9 protein-coding genes are annotated in these 15075 nt (G+C 70.0%); 6 read left to right on the top strand and 3 right to left on the bottom strand.

Annotated elements, in window-relative coordinates:
- Window position 1 precedes the first annotated feature (1 nt).
- Both D7W82_RS15065 and D7W82_RS15060 read right to left on the bottom strand, forming a co-directional pair.
- Window positions 2-6064, bottom strand: a complete 6063-nt coding sequence (locus D7W82_RS15065; protein WP_120619026.1) for an alpha-2-macroglobulin — start codon at window positions 6062-6064, stop codon at window positions 2-4.
- Between the two features lie 51 nt (window positions 6065-6115).
- On the bottom strand, window positions 6116-6757 hold the full coding sequence (locus D7W82_RS15060) for an RlmE family RNA methyltransferase (protein ID WP_120619025.1): 642 nt from the start codon (window positions 6755-6757) through the stop codon (window positions 6116-6118).
- 81 nt (window positions 6758-6838) lie between these two features.
- Here D7W82_RS15060 and D7W82_RS15055 point away from each other — a divergent pair, with 81 nt between their 5' ends.
- Window positions 6839-7246 carry a hypothetical protein gene (locus tag D7W82_RS15055; RefSeq protein ID WP_120619024.1) on the top strand — a complete coding sequence of 136 codons (408 nt, stop codon included), beginning with the start codon at window positions 6839-6841 and terminating at the stop codon, window positions 7244-7246.
- A 52-nt stretch (window positions 7247-7298) separates the two neighbouring features.
- Window positions 7299-7586 carry a hypothetical protein gene (locus D7W82_RS15050; RefSeq protein ID WP_120576063.1) on the top strand — a complete coding sequence of 96 codons (288 nt, stop codon included), beginning with the start codon at window positions 7299-7301 and terminating at the stop codon, window positions 7584-7586.
- On the opposite strand, the gene D7W82_RS15045 is transcribed toward D7W82_RS15050, so the two are convergent.
- On the bottom strand, window positions 7587-8726 hold the full coding sequence (locus D7W82_RS15045; RefSeq protein WP_120619023.1) for an acyl-CoA dehydrogenase family protein: 1140 nt from the start codon (window positions 8724-8726) through the stop codon (window positions 7587-7589). It abuts the gene before it with no gap.
- Between the two features lie 331 nt (window positions 8727-9057).
- Between D7W82_RS15045 and D7W82_RS15040 the strand changes: the two genes are divergently transcribed.
- The 4 genes from D7W82_RS15040 to D7W82_RS15025 are packed head-to-tail and all read left to right on the top strand — an operon-like array spanning window position 9058 to window position 15069.
- Complete coding sequence (locus tag D7W82_RS15040) at window positions 9058-10158, top strand: efflux RND transporter periplasmic adaptor subunit (RefSeq protein WP_120619022.1); 1101 nt, start codon at window positions 9058-9060, stop codon at window positions 10156-10158.
- A 36-nt stretch (window positions 10159-10194) separates the two neighbouring features.
- The gene (locus D7W82_RS15035; RefSeq protein ID WP_120619021.1) at window positions 10195-13344 is read left to right on the top strand and encodes an efflux RND transporter permease subunit; all 3150 of its coding nucleotides are present in this window, start codon (window positions 10195-10197) and stop codon (window positions 13342-13344) included.
- Window positions 13344-13907 carry a MarR family winged helix-turn-helix transcriptional regulator gene (locus tag D7W82_RS15030; RefSeq protein ID WP_120619020.1) on the top strand — a complete coding sequence of 188 codons (564 nt, stop codon included), beginning with the start codon at window positions 13344-13346 and terminating at the stop codon, window positions 13905-13907. The genes D7W82_RS15035 and D7W82_RS15030 overlap by 1 nt, the downstream gene beginning before the upstream one ends.
- A gap of 52 nt (window positions 13908-13959) precedes the next feature.
- Entirely contained in the window at window positions 13960-15069 is a 1110-nt protein-coding gene (locus D7W82_RS15025) for a hypothetical protein (RefSeq protein ID WP_120619019.1), read from the top strand.
- The last annotated feature ends 6 nt before the right edge of the window (window positions 15070-15075 follow it).

The raw sequence follows: 15075 nt of genomic DNA, 5'->3' as shown, positions 1-15075 counted from the left end.
CCTACTGGGCCTTGTCCACGGTGAGCATCGTGCCCGTGGAGTACGCGGTGAACTCCGGCGCGTACATGGACTGCACCGTCGCCGGGCCCACGCGGAAGGTGCCCGCCATGTTCGCGCGCAGCCGGTACTTGAAGTTGTACTCACCGGCCGGCAGCGCCTCGAAGAAGAAGTTCGTCCCCGAGTCGCGCGTCTCCTCGTACCAGACGATGCCCAGGTCCCACTTGTGGCGGGACCGCGCGTTCTCCGGCTCCAGGCCCGCGGCGCGCGGGTCCCTCAGGTGCACGTACTCCGCCGCGTGCTTCGCGCGCAGCGACAGCTGCACCTCCACCTCGTCGCCGGGCCGCAGCCGCGCGCCGTCGGACAGCGGGCGCAGCAGCGTCTGGTTGCCTTCGCGGATGCGCACGAAGTAGCGGCGCGACACCTGGAAGAAGTCACCGCGCTCCTCCTTGGGCAGCTGCTCCGTGGAGAAGTGCCACGTGGCGGACGCGATGGCGAAGCCCGGCGTCGTCTTCTCCACCACCGTGGTCGCCGTGGCGGCGTTCACCTCCGGACCGGGGACGACCACCTGGTTCTTCTTCCCCGTGTACACGTCCGGCGAGAAGCTCAGGGTCACCGCCTTGGAGCCCACCGTCACCTTCAGCTCCTCGCGCGCGGACAGCGAGCCCTCCGCCTCCATGTAGTTCACCAGCGCGTAGAGCGCCTCCGCCGTGGCGCGCGTGGACTTCCAGTGGTTCACCTTCTTGTCCAGGAGCAGCCACTGCACCAGGCCCGCGCGGCGGGGGTCCTTCGGGCGCAGCTCCGACAGCGTGCGCAGCGCGAAGGCGTGCGTCTCCGTGGAGTCGTTGTACCAGAGCCAGCCGCGGTCCTCCGGCGCCCAGTACGTGCCCAGGTCCTGCGTCGTCTTCGCGGAGTCCATCACGCTGTCCCAGACCTTCTGCGCGTCCTTCGCGCGCTTCGCCCGGTTCAGCGTGAGGGCCAGGTACCCCTTGAGGTACGGCGAGTGCTGCTTCCAGTGCTTGAAGGAGAAGTCGAGCATGCGCTGCCGCTCGGCCGCCGTGAGCGCCTCGCCCGTGTAGCGCGCGTCCGGATACGCAGACGCCACGAAGTTGAGGAACGTGAGGAACTCCCAGCCCAGGTCCTTCTTCATCAGCCGGTTCGCGTAGTCGTCCCGGAAGTGCTTCGCCAGGTAGCCCCACGCCGGCTCCGTCATGTTGGGCGGCACCTCCACCCCGTGCTCCATGGCGCGCGACAGGCCGTGCAGGATGTAGAGCGTCATGTACGGCGACGACGGGCCGCCCGGCCACCAGGGGAAGCCCCCGTCCGCGTTCTGCGCCTTGCGCAGCTTCTGCTGGGATGAAATGCGCTGGGCCTGGGCCACCTTCGGATCCAGCACGCGCAGGAGCGCCTCGTCGTTTCCAGTTCCTCCCTTCGCCTCGTTGAGCCAGGGCGTCTCCTCCAGCGTCATCTTCCGGTTCGGGTCCACGTCGTCGAAGGTCTCGAAGCGCGTGCCGCGCTCGCTCAGGTCCTTGGCCACCTTCGCCACCGCCGGATACTTGTTGAAGAGGCTGGAGACGATGCCCGTGGACACGAAGCGGTTGAGCGTCTGCTCCGTGCACTCATAGGGGTAGTCCACCAGGTACGGCAGCGCCTGGAGCACGGAGTAGAAGAGCTGCGCGTCCACCGTCACGACGAGCTGCTCGTTCACCCGCGTGGGGTCATCCGACTTCTTCAGGTCCTCGAACGTCAGCGTCCGGCGGTCCTGGTTGTTCAGCATGGCGAAGCGCGACTGCGACAGGTGCATGCGGCCGGGCAGCACCGGCAGGGGCCGCAGCTCGCCGTCGCTGAACGCGCCCGTCTTCGCGACCACGCGGAAGGCCACCGGCCCCACCCGCGCGGGCGTGGTGATGGGGAAGCGCAGGTTCGTCCCCTTCCCCGCCGCCACCGTGAAGGCCTGCGCGGCCGTCTTCACGCCGAACTCCGCGAGCAGGCTCTTCTGCGTGTCCGGATCCACGATGTCGAACGTGAGCTGGCCCTGCTGCGGCTGGGTCCCCGCGTTGTTCACCACGACCTCCAGCTCCGCGCGGTCGCCCTCGCGCAGGAAGCGCGGCAGGTACGGGCGCACCATCAGCTCCTTCACGCTGCGGGTGGCGCGCTGCGTGGAGCCCCCGCGCAAGTCCCGCGTGAGCGCGTGCACCCAGACGTCCCATGCCGTCACCGAGTCCGGCACCGTGAACTCCAGCACCGCCGCCCCGTCCGGCCCGGTGAGCAGCTGCGGAATCCAGAACGCCGTCTCCGCGAAGTTGGAGCGCAGCGGCCCCTCCGGCCCCTCCCCCGGCTCCGGGGCGCCGGGAGCGCCCTTGATGATCTGGATGATCTCCCGCCGCTTCTGCTCCAGCACCCGGCCGGTCTTCGGCGCGGACTCCGCGGTGGACGGCGCGGGCGACGGCGGCGGTGGCGGGGGCGGTGAAGCGTCAGCTTCCCGCTGGACGGCCCCGGGCTTCATGGCGCGCAGGCGGCGGCCTCCGTAGTAGTTGCGGTAGCCCGGACCGCCCAGCCCGTAGCCGTCGCCGAACCTCAGCGTGTCGTCGCGGAGCTCCGGCTCGGCGGGTCCCCCGCGGATGAGCTCGTCGAAGAGCCAGTCCGCGCCGAAGACGCCACCGGAGGCCCGGAAGTCCACGTACACCGTCTGCTGCGGATACAGCTGCGCCACCTGCGGCGGCGTGTGCGGTCCGAAGACGTTGAGCGACTGATCGTACATGTACGCGAGCAGCTCCGCGGCCCCCGCCTCCAGCTTCGCGCCCTTCGGCCCCTTCACCGTCACGCGGAAGGTCTCCTTCGCGCCGGGCCGCAGCGTGTCGCGGAACGTGGCGAACTCCAGGCTCAGCTCCTTGTCATCGAAGGGCACGGCCACCGTCTGCTGGAAGCTCAGCGTCTGCCAGTCGCGCACCATCGAGAGCACCACCGTGAAGCCGCCGCGCAGGGACTCCGTCACCGGGAGCTCCACCACCGCGCGCCCCTGCCCCGCCGTCAGCTGGCGGTGCTCGACGCGATTGCGTCCCTGGTACACGTCCATCACCAGCGGCTGGCCCTCGAACCCGGAGGCCACCATCAGCCGAGCCACCTCACCCACGCGCACGGAAGCGCGCTCCGCCGCCAGCACCGCGGGCAACCCCGCCGGGGCGTGCGCCCCCGCGACCACGAAGTCCCGCTGCGCGGTGGCCTTCTGGCCAAACGCGTCCGTCGTCTCGTAGCGCAGGCGGTACGTCCCCGCGCGCAGCGCCGGCAGCTTCACGGTGGCGACACCGTCCGCCCCATGCGTCACGGCCGCCTGCGCCACCTCCGCGCCGTCGTCCCAGCGCCGCAGCGTCTGCTCCACGTCATAGGCCGTGTCCCAGCGCCCCTTCCGCGCGTCACCCGGCGTGGGCGAAACCTCCCTGGCCGACTGCGCGCCCGCGTCCAGGGGCTTGGGCTGCTCCACCGGAACCTCCGACGGCATCAGCGGACGGCCCGGCGCCTTCAAGGCGATGAGCCGCCAGCGGCCCGGTCCGGCCTGCGGCGCGCCATCCAGGTTCGAGCGCACGAGCCGCACCTCCGACGGGAAGTCCTCGCGAACGAAGCCCACGTCGGAGTCCACGCGGCCCTCCACCGACACGAAGCCCAGGCGGAAGGCCCGGCTCGCGGAGCGGGTCTCACCGCCCTCGTCCGTCAGGTCCGCCTCCACGCGGTAGCGCCACGACATGCCCTGGGCCTTCGCCAGCCGCTCGTCCGCTTCCGGCGTGAACGCCACCGTGAAGCCGCCGTCCTCGCCCACGGTGGCCGTCCCGGAGGCCACCAGCTCCGTGGTGGCCGGGATGCGCTCCCAGAACCACCAGCTCGGCAGCACCGGCTCGCGCGACACGCGCCACTTCACCGCGCCGCGCGTCACCGGCAGGCCGAAGTAGTAGCGGGCCTCGCCCTTGAACGTCGCGCGGCGGTTGAGCCGCAATGCCTCCGGCGCGTCCTTCAGCGTCACCTCGAAGGTGGGCCGCTTATACTCCTCCACGCGCACGCCCGCGTAGCCGCTGGGGCTCGTGCGCACCGTCCAGTGCCCCAGGGCCCTCCCCCCGGGAAGGTCGAACTCGCCCGCCGCCGACCCGAACGTGTTGGTGCGCACCTCGCGCTTCGCCACCTCCTGGCCATTGGCGTCCACGAGCGACACCGTCACCGCCGAATCCGGCAGGACGCGGTAGCGCTTCGACGCCTCCTCCGGACGGTAGGCGACCACCTTCCACAGCAGCTTCTGCTGGGGCCGGTAGACGGAGCGGTCCGTGTAGATGAGCGTCTGGTCCTGCGGGGCCCACTCGTGGAGGGGGGACAGGTAGAGCGAGCCCGGAAGCAACATCACGCCCCGGCCCCGGCCCAGCACCAGCTCCATGTCCTCGTAGCGGTCGGCGTTCTTGCCCGTGAGCAGCAGGTCGCCGTTCGCGTCGGTGCGGCGGCTGACGGTGGTGAAGCGGCGGGTGCCGTAGTCCGACTTCACCAACCGCACCTCCACGTTCGGAGCGGCAGCCCCCGTGGCCCCGTCCACCACGTGGATCTCCGCCTGGTTGGGGCTCGCCTTGCGCACCGTCACCGCCCAGGGCGACACGGACATCGGCAGGGAGAGGATGCGGCTGTTCTTCTTCGCGAAGTCCTCGCGCGTGGACAGGACGATGAGGTACGCGCCCGCCTTGAGCGCCGGTGGGGTCACGAACGTCTGGTGACGCTGGAAGTCCGGCGTGGGCGGCAGCGCCATGCTCCACGAGGCCTCCGGCTTGCGCGACGCCACCATGCGGAGCATCTCCGCGGTGGAGGGGTACAGCGACAGGTCCTCGCCGGGCTTCGCGAGCCGTGCCTCCACATCCAGCGCGTACGCCCGGAAGTACACCGTGCCCACGTTGCGGTGGCCCACCAGGATGGAGCGCTTGCCGGGCCCGTCCACCTGCATCCCGGTCGCGTACAGCTCCGGCGCCTCCAGCCTGCCCACCAGCGCCGCGCACTGCACGCCGCCCACCGACTTCGGCCACGCCTCCGCGCCCGCCTTCGCCAGGGCATGCGCGGTGATGGCGCGGCCCGCCTTCTCCTCCAGCTCCGCGAGCTGGTTCTGGCCCTTGGACCACCACGGCACGTCCCGGAAGCCCTTCAGGTGCGCGGCCAGGTGCTCCCGGATGCGCCGCTGATCCGCGGCGTCGGTGAACGACGTCGTCAGCACTTCGTAGCGCCGCAGCCGCGCCTCCAGCGCCGCCTCGCGCCGGCCCGCCGCCAGGTGCCACGCCTCCAGGTCCCCCAGCACCGCCGCCACCTTCATCAGCGGGTGCGCGGAAGGGTCCTTCAGCTCCACCTTCGGCGTACCCTCCAGGAGCGCGCCCAGGTCCAGCCGGTACACGCCCTGCTCCTGCTCCGGGCGCCACAGGTCCGTGTCGTCCAGCGAGTCCACCCACAGGTACGTCACCGCGTCGCGCACCGTGGAGCGGATGCCCTCCGGATACGTGTTGGGCTGGATGTACTCGGACAGCCCCTTCACCGGCTCGGTGCCGAACTTCTGCCGCGACTCCCAGACGGCGGCGTACGTACGCTGGATCTCCGCCGAAAGCTGATCCTTCGTCCACGCCTTCAGATCCACCGGCCCGGAGGACACCACCTGCTCGCGCTGGCCGATCTCGTAGCTGTACGCCTGCTGATAGTTCGCGAGCACCGCCGCGTAGAACAGGTGGAGCGTGGCCTGCTGCCTCAGCCCCTCCGGCCAGGGCTGCTCGCGCAGGAAGCGCACCGCCGTCTCGTAGCCGTGCAGCCGCGTGCGCAGCTGCACCGTGCGCACCAGCGCGCGCGTCCACTCGTCGGCGTCACCCCGGGCCTTCGCCGCGGCGAGCCGGGCCTCGGCCCCCTGCGCGGCGGACTCGACCTTGTCGTCCTCGACGAGCGCGTCGATGGCCTTCCACGTCGGGGGCGCCTTCGCCGCGGGGGCCGCCACGGACACGGAGGACAGCGCGAGGGACAACAGGCACAGGACGACGGCGGCGGTACGCGGGCGCGGTGGAGAAGACATAGGGGCGGCACTCTAGACGCCGCCCGCGCCCGTGGCGTTCCCTTCGCTGTTTCAGGTCGCCGCGGGAGCCGGGGCCCGGCGCCGCAGACCCACCACGTAGACCTCCATGCTGGCGCCGCGCGTGGCCTCCGGACGGACGATCTTCACCTCTTCGAAGTGCTTGCGCACCTCGTCACGGAAGGCCTCGAAGTCGCCCCCCATGAAGACCTTGGCCACGAACGTGGCGCCGGGCCGGCCGCGCGTGGCGGCCACCTCCAGCGCCTTGCCCGCGAGCCGCAGGCTGCGCGCCTCGTCCGTGCCCTTGATGCCGGACGTCTTGGGCGCCATGTCGGAGATGACCGCGTCGTAGGGGCCGTCGTACAGCGCGGCCAGCTTCGCGTCGAAGTCGTCCGCGAGCACGTCCAGCACCGCCGTCGTCACCCACTTCTGGGAGAAGGGCCGGATGGCCGCGATGTCCACCCCGATGACGCGCCCGTTCATCCCCACGGCGTCCGCCAATATCTGGAGGAACCCGCCCGGCGCCGCGCCCAGATCCAGCACCGCCGCGCCCTTCTTCACGGACGACGGGAAGCGCTTGAGGATCTCATCGACCTTGAACGCGGAGCGCGCTCGCAGTCCCTCTTGCTTGGCTTTCTGGAAATAGTGGTCTTTAGGACGGTAGGGCTTGCCCATGTCAGAAGCCGTCCCTAGCATCCGCTACTGTCTTCGGAAAGCCGGAGCAGTCGCGGCCTGTCGGCTGGCCGCGCCCACGGACTTCACCGGAGGGTTGGTGGCATGGGCACCCGGAGCGTGACAGCGGCCTTGTGCATCTCCCTGCTCTTCGCGGGCGGGGCGGCGTTCTGCTACGCACGCGCGGAGGCCCTGCAGGCGGAGGGGCGCTGGCTGATGGCCCGGGGCAGCGCCCAGGCCTCCGACTTCGCCCAGAAGCTGGACGGCACCTCCGTGGACGCCCAGCTGAAGACCTTCAAGGAACGCCGCGGCGTGATGGAGCAGGCCCACCGCTGGCAGCGCGGCATGCTGCTAGGCATCATGGCAGCCGTCCTGTCCGGCCTGTCCGCCTACGTCCTCTTCCTCCTCAAGCGGCTGGACGACCAGCTCCTGGACGCCACCGGCGAGCTGCGCCGGCCCCAGGAAGCCACCTCCCTGCCCACCCCGGCGTTCGCGCCCAGCGTCCAGCGTTAGGCCCGGACTCTGGCAGGATGTCCCCGTTACCGTCCTGACGGGGAGGACCGCCATGCCCGGATGCGCGCACTGCGGACACGCACTCGACATCATCGCGAATCAAGTGGGCCGCCGCGACACGTGTCCCGGCTGTGAAGAGGACCTGCGCTCGTGCCGCAACTGCCGGCACTTCGACGAGTCCGTGGCCAAGGCCTGCAAGGAGCCCTTCGCGGAAGCGCCCCGCGACAAGGACGAGGCCAACTTCTGCGAGCTCTTCCAGCTGGGCGAAGGTGGCCTGCACCAGAAGGCCTCACGCGACGCGATGGTCAGCGCCGCGGAGGCCCTCTTCGGCAGGAAGTAGCTAGAAGCCGTACAGCTTGGAGATGATCTCCTTCATCACCTCGGACGTGCCGCCGCCGATGGTGATGAGCCGCACGTCGCGCCACATCCGCGCGATGGGCGTCTCCTCGATGTAGCCCATGCCGCCGAAGAACTGCTGGCAGTCGTAGGCCACGCGCTGGGCCAGGTCTCCGGCGAACAGCTTCGCCATGGAGATCTCCTTCACCGGGTTCTCCTTCCGGTCGTAGAGGTCCACCGCGTAGTAGTTGAGCCGCCGCGCCGCCTCCACCGCCGTCAGGTGCTCCACGAACTTGTGGCGCCACACCTGGAATTTGATCAGGGGCCGGCCGAACGCCTCGCGCTCGTTGCCGTACTGGAGGGCGTCCTCCAGCATCCGGTCCATGCCGCCCACCGTGGTGATGGCGCCCACCAGGCGCTCACCCTGGAAGTTGGTCATGATGTGGTAGAAGCCCTGGTTCTCCTCGCCCAGCACGTAGCGCGCGGGGATGCGGCAGTCCTCGAAGTAGAGGATGGCCGTGTCCGAGGACAGGTTGCCGATCTTGTCCAGCTTCTTGGAGACGCCGAACCCCTTCACGTCCGTGGGGAATGTCACCAGCGAGATGCCGCCGTAGCCCTCCTCACCGGTGCGCACCGCCAGCGTGATGAAGTCCGCGCGCGTGCCGTTGGTGATCCACATCTTGGAGCCGTTGATGACGTAGTCGTCGCCGTCCCGGCGCGCCGTCGTCTTGATGCTCGCCACGTCCGAGCCGCACCCCGGCTCGCTCACGCCCAGCGCCGCGATGCGGTCACCCTTGAGCGCGGGCTCCAGGAACTCGCGCTTCTGCTCGTCGGTGCCGATCTCGTTGATGATGGGCGTGGCCATCTGGCTCTGCACCAGCAGCGCCATGTTCACGCCCGCGTTGCGGCTGCGCGACAGCTCCTCCGCGAACGCCGTCACGTACCAGTAGTCCAGGCCGCTGCCGCCGAACTTCGGGTCGTGGTTGATGCCCAGGAAGCCCAGCTCGCCGCACTTCTTGAACAGCTCGCGGGGGAAGATGCCTGCCCGGTCCCACTCCAGACCGTAGGGCGCCATCTCCTTCTCCACGAAGGCGCGCACCGTCCTGCGAAACGCCTCGTGCTCCTCGGTGAACGGGTTGAGCATCGCGAGTCCTTGGGGTTGTCCCGCTGCGGGTTGATTCGCGAGTCAATAACAGGCGCCCGGCGTCAGCCACAAGCGACGCGCCCCGTCCCCTCCCTGCCCGACGCCCGCCTTCCTGGTGACGCAGCGCGCTGGCCCCGGTGTTGTGAAGAAGCTTGAAGGCCTGGAGGGCAGGCGGCCAACCCCGCGGGATGACTGGGGAGTGGATAGTCCGCACTCCGGAGTATCCTCTTGACAGATAATCGAGCGTCGGTAATTTCTAGCCCACAAAGAATTAGCCGGAGCAGGAGCCAGGGCGGGTGTCCCGCCGGCGACCCGGCAGGAGTTCGGACGCGTGAATCAGCGAATCTTGGCTGCCGTGGTGGCCGTGGCGGTGTCGACGGCGGGGTGCTCGAAGGCGGGCGCGGAGAAGGCGCAGCTTCCGGCTCAGCAGGAAGGCTCCAACGCGCTGGGCGTCAAGGCCATCACCCCGGCCACGGAGCTGGAGCAGAACGTGACGCGCGTGACGGGCCAGGTCCGCTCCAAGCAGGAGGCCGTGCTGGGCCCCCAGGCGACGGGGACGCTCGCGAAGGTGAACGTCCGGGTGGGCGACAAGGTGAAGAAGGGCGACGTGCTGGCGCAGCTGGACACGTCCAACGTGTCCATCGCGGTGGACCAGGCGAAGGCGGCCAAGGACATGGCGGAGGCCGCGCTGCAGCTGGCCACCAGCAACCTGGAGCGCACGCGCAAGGTGGCCGAGTCCGGCGGCGTCGCGGCCAACGCGCTGGAGCAGGTGGAGATTGGCCAGAAGCAGGCCGCGGCCCAGGCGGCGCAGGCCGGCGCGGCGTACCGGCTGGCGGTGGAGAACCTGCGCGACCACAGCATCATCGCGCCCTTCAACGGCATCATCACCGCGCGCACGAAGAACGTGGGTGACTCCGTGGCGATGACGCCCTCCACCCCGGTGTTCTCCATCGTGGACACGGACGGGCTGGAGATCCGGATGATGGTGCCGGAGTCCGTCATCGACAACGTGACGCCGGGCATCGTGACGCCGGGCACCGTGAACCCCAGCGGCATGCGCTTCGAGGCGAAGGTGGCCAACGTGGGCGCCGTCATCGACGCGCAGAGCCGCACGGTGGAGGTGCTGGCGGACGTGACGGGCAAGACGGAGCACCCGCTGCGCCCCGGCGCGCTGGTGGAGATGGACTTCTCCAAGGCCGCGGGTGACGCGGGCAACGGCCTGTTCCTGCCGGCGCAGGCCGTCAGCAGCAAGGGCCAGGACGGCTTCGTGTGGGTGGTGCAGGACGGCACCGTGCGCAAGCGCGACGTGCGCGTGCAGCGCGTGCTGCCCGGCTACGTGAAGGTGCTGCAGGGCCTGACGGCGGAGGAGCGCGTGCTCGCCGACGCCTCGCTGGACGTCAAGGAGGGGACCGCCGTGCGCGTCGCGCAGTAGCGGTCCCTCCTCCCCTCTTCTTCCCTGGGTACCTGAATGCTCAAGACCTTCATTTCACGGCCCATCTTCACCGCCATGCTGATGCTGGCGGTGGTGGTGTTCGGCCTGTTCGCCTATCCGAAGATCGGCGTGGATCAGTTCCCCGACGTCGACTTCCCCGTCGTCACCGTGACGACCATCCTCCCGGGCGCGGACCCGGAGACCATCGAGAAGAACGTCTCCGACCCGCTGGAGGAGGCGCTCAACACGCTCAACGGCGTGGACACGCTCAAGTCCATCAACGTCGAAAGCGTTTCGCAGATCGTCGTGCAGTTCAAGCTGTCTACCAAGGTGGACATCGCGGCGCAGGACGTGCGCGACCGCGTGCAGGCCACGTTGAGCAAGCTGCCGGACGAGGTGGAGACGCCCGTCGTGGAGAAGTTCGACATCGGCGCGGCCCCCATCATCACGCTGGCGCTCGCGGGCGCCCTGCCGGTGGAGGAGCTGACGCGCGTCGCGGATGACATCGTGAAGCCGGCCCTCCAGCGTCAGCAGGGCGTGGGCAGCATCGACATCGTCGGTGGCCGGGAGCGGGAGATCCAGCTCGTGGTGGACCCGCAGCGGCTGCGCGGCTTCGGCCTGGCCATCAGCGACGTCAGCCAGGCGCTCAAGGCCCAGAGCCTGGACGTGCCGGGTGGCCGCAGCATGGACAGCGGCCGTGAGCGCATCGTGCGCCTCACGTCCGAAGCGAAGAGCGTGGACGAGATCCGGAACATCATCATCACCAGCACGGGCGGCTCTCCCATCCGCGTGCGCGACATCGCGGAGGTGGTGGACGGCCCCGCGGAGCAGCGCTCGGGCGCGAAGAGCGGCGAGCGCAGCGCGGTGGCGCTGGTGGTGCGCAAGCAGTCCGGCTCCAACACGGTGCAGGTGGCGGACCTGGTGCAGGAGTCGCTGGCGGACATCAACAAGTCGCTGCCCGCGGGCGTCCAGGTGGAGACGGTGACGGACAACGCGCGGTTCATCCGCTCGTCCATCCACGCCGTGCAGGAGGACCTCATCCTGGGCGGCGTGCTCGCCGTCCTCATCGTGCTGGTGTTCCTGCGCAACCTGCGCTCCACCATCGTGGCGGCCATCGCGCTGCCGGTGTCCGTGGTCGGTACGTTCGCGGTGATGGCGGCGCTGGGCTTCACCTTCAACATGATCACGATGCTCGCGCTGACCCTGTCCATCGGTCTGCTCATCGACGACGCCATCGTGGTCATCGAGAACATCGTCCGTCACATGGAAGAGGGCGCCTCGCCCATGCAGGCCGCGCTGGAGGGCGCCGGACAGATTGCCCTCGCGGTGCTCGCGGTGACGCTGGCCATCGTGGCGGTGTTCATCCCGGTGGCCTTCATGGACGGCATGATCGGCAAGTTCTTCTACCAGTTCGGCGTCACGGTGGCGGTGGCCACGCTCATCTCCTACGTGGTGTCCATGACGCTCACGCCGATGCTGTCCTCGCGCCTGCTGCGTGAGCACGGGCACCCGACGGGCATCTCCGCCGCGGTGGAGAAGGTGCTGGTGGGCATGGAGAACGGCTACCGGAAGATCCTGGGTGGCATCCTGCGGCACCGCGCCCTGACGATGATCGTCGCGGTGGTGGTGCTCTTCGCGACCTTCGGCCTGGCCCGCTTCCTCAAGTTCACGTTCATCCCGGAGCAGGACAACGGCAACATCAAGCTGACGGTGGAGCTGCCCATCGGGTCCACCATCCAGGAGACCCAGACGCAGCTGGACACCTTCGCGGCCCAGGTCCGGACGCTGCCGGGCATCGCCTCCACGTTCACCACCGCGGGCGGCGGCGTGCAGGAGGAGGTCCACAAGGGCGAGGTCCTCATCAACCTGATGCCGGTGAAGGAGCGCGCCTTCAAGCAGAGCGAGCTCAAGGCCTACCTGCGCCAGAACATCCACCCGCCCAAGGGCATCACCGTGGCGGTGCAGGACGTAACCGCGGTGTCCGGTGGTGGCGCGCGCTCGCAGCAGGTGCAGTTCAACCTGCGCGGCGACAACTGGAAGGAGCTGACCGAGTCCGCGGTGAAGATGCGCCAGGCGATGCTCCAGAACCCGGGCCTCACCGACGTGGACATGACCTACCGCTCCGGCAAGCCGCAGTACGACGTGCAGGTGGACCGTGAGCGCGCGGCCACGCTGGGCGTGCCGGCCGCGTCCCTGGGCCAGACGCTGCGCGCCTACCTGGGCCGCGACAAGGTGCTGGACTACCGCGAGGGCGGTGAGACGTACGAGGTGAAGCTGCGCCTGCCTCCGGAGACGCTGGCCTCCGCGGACGCGCTCGGTCAGCTGGCCGTGCGCGCCCCCACGGGGCAGCTGGTGGAGCTGCGCAACCTGGCCCGCATCGTCCCCGCGGAGGGGCCGGTGCAGATTGACCGGCAGGCGCAGAAGCGGCAGGTCACCATGCTGGCGAACCTGAAGGAGGGCTACGCGCTCTCCGACGCCATCACCTACATGCAGGGCTACGCCGCCAAGGAACTGCCCAAGAGCGTCACGGGCGAGCTGGAAGGCAACGCGAAGGAGCTGGGCAAGTCCGTGGCCGCGTTCGGCACGGCGCTGCTCCTGGGCATCATCCTCATCTACATGATCCTCGCGGCGCAGTTCGAAAGCCTCATCCACCCGTTCACGATCATGCTGTCCCTGCCCTTCGCCTTCATCGGAGCGATTGGCGGCTTGCTGATCACCGGCCAGTACATGTCCATGTTCGCCCTCATCGGCGTCATCATGCTCATGGGTCTGGTGGTGAAGAACGGCATCCTCCTGGTGGACTTCACGCTGCAGGTCCGTGAGAAGGGCCGCACGGCGCACGAGGCGCTCCTCGAGGCCGCCCCGGTGCGTCTGCGCCCCATCCTGATGACGACCATCGCGATGATCGCCGGCATGATCCCGGTGGCCATCGCGAAGGGTGACGGCGCGGAGACGCGCGCGCCCATGGCCATCACCATCATCGGCGGCCTCATCACCTCCACGTTCCTCACGCTGGGCGTGGTGCCGGTGGTGTACTCGCTGCTGGATCAGCTGGCCGCGCGATTCAAGCGCAACAAGGGCAGCGACCCCGGCTTCGCGGGTGGCTCTGGCACGGCGCACGGTCCGTCCAACCAGGACCGTGAGCGAGAGGCCGCGGCGGCCGCGGCCCGCGTGGAGACGGCCTGATGCGCCGCCCCACCTCCATCACCTCCCCCCCGGAGTCCGACGTGCGCTCCGAGGGGAAGGACGAGGCCGGCGACGAGATGGCCGTGATGGAGCGACTGCTCCAGGAAGGGGACCAGTCCACGCCGGACTCACGCCGCTTCCTGGGGCTCATCCGGGAGCTGGCCCACTTCCGCTCCCTGAGGGATCCGCTGGCGAGCCTCTGCGACGACATGCGGCTGACCCCCACCCAGGTGCACGCGCTGGGGTGGCTGGGCATGGATGGCCCCATCCAGGTGGGCGTGCTGGCGCAGCGCATCGGCATCACCAAGAAGACCATCACCGGAGTGGTGGACCGCCTGGAGGACATGGGCATGGTGGAGCGCGGGCGGGACGCGGAGGACCGCCGCGCCGTCACCGCGAAGCTCACCGACCGGGGCTGTGAAATCTACAAGGTCATCCAGCTGATGACGGACGCGGGCATCCGGCGGTTGATGGGCCTGCTTCCCGAGGATGACCGCGAGGCGCTGTTCGGCATCATCGAGCGGATGCTCGCCCGGATGAAGGCCGCCGCTCCGCAGCGCTGAAGACAGCCCCCAGGTGCGTGGACGGGCGCGGGCTGCGACACTGCCCGCGCCCATGCTCCCCTCCTTCGTGGCCCTGCTCGGGCTTGGCCTGAGCGCCGCTCCCCCGCCCTCCCCCGCTTCCGCTTCCGCGTCCGCGGTGCTCCACGCGCAGTGCCGCGCGCACGCGGCGGATCCGTCCAGGCCCTGGGCGCTCGCGCACGGCATGGACCTGGACGGCAAGGCCTTCCGCGCGCGGGATGGCCGCGCGGCCTCGGACGCCATCGTCGCGGGGTTCCTGCGCCGCGACGCGCCCGACGCGGGAGGCACGGCCCGCTACTTCTTCGATGCCTTCACCCCGGACGGCACGCCCGTGGAGCCCCACCCGGCGCTCCAGGTGAAGACCCTCCTGCTCGCGGGTTACCCGCGCTCGCATGCGTTCCCCACGGCGTGGGGCAAGGTGACGCTGCGGGAGCTGGTGGGCTCGCTCCAGCACGGCTTCCGCCCCGCGCTCGCCGCGTCGCCGGACGGGGCCTGGGCGCTGGACGCGCTGTCACACGTGCTGGAGCCCGGGGGCTCGTTCGTCAACGGCGCGGGGGAGACGGTGCGCATGGACGCGGTGATGGACACCGCGCTCGCCACGCTGGAGTCCGCGAACGCGGAGCTGCTCCGGGGCATGAAGGCGGGCCTTCCCCAGGTGCCCAAGAACAAGCAGGGCATCTACGCGCACCCGTGTGGCGGGCTCCACTTCTTCCAGGCCGTCGCGGGGTGGGCGCGCTTCCCTGCCGTGCGCAAGGCGTGGGGCCCGCGGCTGGACGCGCAGGTGGACGTGCTGGTGTACCGGCTGGGCTCGGAGGCGAAGCAGTACGAGGCCGCGCTCACCGCCGCGCCCGCGTACCGCGTCCCGGTGCTGGTGCAGATGGTGAAGTTCTACGGCCACTTCCTGGAGGCCCTGGGGCGCTACCGGGACGAGACGGGCTGGAAGCCCACGCCCGCGCAGGCCCGGGCGGTGGCGGAGGCGAAGGCCGCGCTGGAGCACGCCACGCAGAGGCTGGAGGCCACGGGCGCCTTCCGCGACACGGAGGCGCTGTCCCGGAAGCAGCCCCAGCTCGCCCTGGACCTGGTGGGCGACGCGTGCCACGCGGCGCGCGGCTGGGACCTGTGGGCCTCCTCGAAGGCCCGCTGACTCCCA

Source organism: Corallococcus sp. CA049B (assembly GCF_003611685.1).
GTDB classification, from domain to species: domain Bacteria; phylum Myxococcota; class Myxococcia; order Myxococcales; family Myxococcaceae; genus Corallococcus; species Corallococcus coralloides.
Note: the sequence above shows the minus strand (reverse complement) of the source record. Positions and strands in the feature narration are given on the sequence as shown.

Excerpts from the sequence above, each read along its gene's own strand:
- D7W82_RS15035 (WP_120619021.1), top strand. The coding sequence starts at position 10,195 with ATGCTCAAGACCTTCATTTCACGGCCCATCTTCACCGCCATGCTGATG.
- D7W82_RS15060 (WP_120619025.1), bottom strand. The coding sequence starts at position 6,757 with ATGCTAGGGACGGCTTCTGACATGGGCAAGCCCTACCGTCCTAAAGAC.
- D7W82_RS15050 (WP_120576063.1), top strand. The coding sequence starts at position 7,299 with ATGCCCGGATGCGCGCACTGCGGACACGCACTCGACATCATCGCGAAT.
- D7W82_RS15025 (WP_120619019.1), top strand. The coding sequence starts at position 13,960 with ATGCTCCCCTCCTTCGTGGCCCTGCTCGGGCTTGGCCTGAGCGCCGCT.
- D7W82_RS15030 (WP_120619020.1), top strand. The coding sequence starts at position 13,344 with ATGCGCCGCCCCACCTCCATCACCTCCCCCCCGGAGTCCGACGTGCGC.
- D7W82_RS15065 (WP_120619026.1), bottom strand. The coding sequence starts at position 6,064 with ATGTCTTCTCCACCGCGCCCGCGTACCGCCGCCGTCGTCCTGTGCCTG.
- D7W82_RS15055 (WP_120619024.1), top strand. The coding sequence starts at position 6,839 with ATGGGCACCCGGAGCGTGACAGCGGCCTTGTGCATCTCCCTGCTCTTC.
- D7W82_RS15045 (WP_120619023.1), bottom strand. The coding sequence starts at position 8,726 with ATGCTCAACCCGTTCACCGAGGAGCACGAGGCGTTTCGCAGGACGGTG.